Origin of the sequence: Bacillus sp. FSL K6-2944 (genome assembly GCF_038005385.1) — a bacterium.
GTDB classification, from domain to species: Bacteria; Bacillota; Bacilli; order Bacillales; family Bacillaceae_G; genus Bacillus_A; species Bacillus_A cereus.
Genome location: NZ_JBBOTE010000003.1, coordinates 427501 through 430000, shown reverse-complemented (window position 1 = coordinate 430000; position 2500 = coordinate 427501). Strand labels below are relative to the sequence as shown.

The window sequence follows — 2500 nt, the reverse complement described above, 5'->3', positions numbered from 1 at the left end:
TTTTCAAAGAACTAATGGTGGAGCCTAGCGGGATCGAACCGCTGACCTCCTGCGTGCAAGGCAGGCGCTCTCCCAGCTGAGCTAAGGCCCCAAACAAGTATCGGGAAGACAGGATTTGAACCTGCGACCCCCTGGTCCCAAACCAGGTGCTCTACCAAGCTGAGCCACTTCCCGAAAGAAAACGCGCCCGAGAGGAGTCGAACCCCTAACCTCTTGATCCGTAGTCAAACGCTCTATCCAATTGAGCTACGGGCGCATATGGTGCCGAGGGCGGGGGTCGAACCCGCACGGTGGTCACCCACCGCAGGATTTTAAGTCCTGTGCGTCTGCCTGTTCCGCCACCCCGGCATGTCATATTGAAAATTGGAGCGGAAGACGGGATTCGAACCCGCGACCCCAACCTTGGCAAGGTTGTATTCTACCACTGAACTACTTCCGCAAGACATATTTGAGATATTTTATTAAAAGTGCGGGTGAAGGGAGTCGAACCCCCACGCCAAAGGCGCTAGATCCTAAGTCTAGTGCGTCTGCCAATTCCGCCACACCCGCATATTAATTAAAATGGTGAGCCATGAAGGACTCGAACCTTCGACCCTCTGATTAAAAGTCAGATGCTCTACCAACTGAGCTAATGGCTCTTACAATAAAAACTGGTGCCGACTAGAGGACTTGAACCCCCAACCTACTGATTACAAGTCAGTTGCTCTACCAATTGAGCTAAGTCGGCTAAATGGTGGAGGATGACGGGATCGAACCGCCGACCCCCTGCTTGTAAGGCAGGTGCTCTCCCAGCTGAGCTAATCCTCCGGATTGCCTGGCAACGTCCTACTCTCACAGGGACAAGGTCCCAACTACCATCGGCGCTAGAGATCTTAACTTCCGTGTTCGGTATGGGAACGGGTGTGGCCTCTCTGCCATCATTACCAGACTGTATTCATTTAAGACAAGAATCATTGTAACTCATTTAACTTTTAAAGTCAACAAGTTTTTTATATTCTTTCAAAACTAGATAACATTGCTACATATTATATGGTTAAGTCCTCGATCTATTAGTATTCGTCAGCTCCACATGTCACCATGCTTCCACCTCGAACCTATCAACCTGATCATCTTTCAGGGATCTTACTAGCTTACGCTATGGGAAATCTCATCTTGAGGGGGGCTTCATGCTTAGATGCTTTCAGCACTTATCCCTTCCGCACATAGCTACCCAGCTATGCCCTTGGCAGAACAACTGGTACACCAGCGGTGCGTCCATCCCGGTCCTCTCGTACTAAGGACAGCTCCTCTCAAATTTCCTACGCCCACGACGGATAGGGACCGAACTGTCTCACGACGTTCTGAACCCAGCTCGCGTACCGCTTTAATGGGCGAACAGCCCAACCCTTGGGACCGACTACAGCCCCAGGATGCGATGAGCCGACATCGAGGTGCCAAACCTCCCCGTCGATGTGGACTCTTGGGGGAGATAAGCCTGTTATCCCCGGGGTAGCTTTTATCCGTTGAGCGATGGCCCTTCCATGCGGAACCACCGGATCACTAAGCCCGACTTTCGTCCCTGCTCGACTTGTAGGTCTCGCAGTCAAGCTCCCTTATGCCTTTGCACTCTACGAATGATTTCCAACCATTCTGAGGGAACCTTTGGGCGCCTCCGTTACACTTTAGGAGGCGACCGCCCCAGTCAAACTGCCCACCTGACACTGTCTCCCGGGTCGATAAGACCCGTAGGTTAGAATTTCAATACAGTCAGGGCGGTATCCCACCAGCGCCTCCACCGAAGCTAGCGCTCCGGTTTCAATGGCTCCCGCCTATCCTGTACAAACTGTACCAAAATTCAATATCAGGCTACAGTAAAGCTCCACGGGGTCTTTCCGTCCTGTCGCGGGTAACCTGCATCTTCACAGGTACTATAATTTCACCGAGTCTCTGGTTGAGACAGTGCCCAAATCGTTACACCTTTCGTGCGGGTCGGAACTTACCCGACAAGGAATTTCGCTACCTTAGGACCGTTATAGTTACGGCCGCCGTTTACTGGGGCTTCAGTTCAGAGCTTCGCTTACGCTAACCCCTCTCCTTAACCTTCCAGCACCGGGCAGGTGTCACCCCCTATACTTCGCCTTACGGCTTCGCAGAGAGCTGTGTTTTTGCTAAACAGTCGCTTGGGCCTATTCACTGCGGCTTTCCGTTAAGAAAGCACCCCTTCTCCCGAAGTTACGGGGTCATTTTGCCGAGTTCCTTAACCAGAGTTCTCTCGCACACCTTAGGATTCTCTCCTCGCCTACCTGTGTCGGTTTGCGGTACAGGCACCTTTTATCTCGCTAGAAGCTTTTCTTGGCAGCGGGGAATCAAAGACTTCGCTCCATAAGGAGCTTCCCCATCACAGCTCAGCCTTTACGATAAGCGGATTTGCCTACTTATCAGCCTAACTGCTTGGACGTGCACAACCAATCGCACGCTTCTTCTATCCTTCTGCGTCCCTCCATTGCTCAAACGATAAAGA

At 51.8% G+C, this 2500-nt stretch carries 9 tRNA genes and 2 rRNA genes (1 of these 11 cut by a window edge); all 11 read right to left on the bottom strand.

The features are described 5' to 3' along the window. Nucleotides 1-15 precede the first annotated feature (15 nt). Nucleotides 16-91, bottom strand: a tRNA-Ala gene (locus tag MHH55_RS28680). A gap of 9 nt (nt 92-100) precedes the next feature. Continuing rightward, nucleotides 101-174: transfer RNA gene (locus MHH55_RS28675), tRNA-Pro, on the bottom strand. An 8-nt stretch (nt 175-182) separates the two neighbouring features. Continuing rightward, nucleotides 183-256 (bottom strand) — tRNA-Arg (locus tag MHH55_RS28670). A gap of 3 nt (nt 257-259) precedes the next feature. Further along, nucleotides 260-348: transfer RNA gene (locus tag MHH55_RS28665), tRNA-Leu, on the bottom strand. A 16-nt stretch (nt 349-364) separates the two neighbouring features. Beyond that, nucleotides 365-439, bottom strand: a tRNA-Gly gene (locus MHH55_RS28660). 29 nt (nt 440-468) lie between these two features. After that, nucleotides 469-549: transfer RNA gene (locus MHH55_RS28655), tRNA-Leu, on the bottom strand. A gap of 13 nt (nt 550-562) precedes the next feature. Then, nucleotides 563-638: transfer RNA gene (locus MHH55_RS28650), tRNA-Lys, on the bottom strand. Between the two features lie 13 nt (nt 639-651). Next, a tRNA-Thr gene (locus MHH55_RS28645) sits at nt 652-727 on the bottom strand. 4 nt (nt 728-731) lie between these two features. Next, a tRNA-Val gene (locus MHH55_RS28640) sits at nt 732-807 on the bottom strand. A gap of 5 nt (nt 808-812) precedes the next feature. Then, nucleotides 813-928: ribosomal RNA gene (gene rrf / locus MHH55_RS28635) — 5S ribosomal RNA — on the bottom strand. A gap of 101 nt (nt 929-1029) precedes the next feature. Then, a 23S ribosomal RNA gene (locus MHH55_RS28630) occupies nt 1030-2500 on the bottom strand; it runs 1451 nt beyond the window's last position.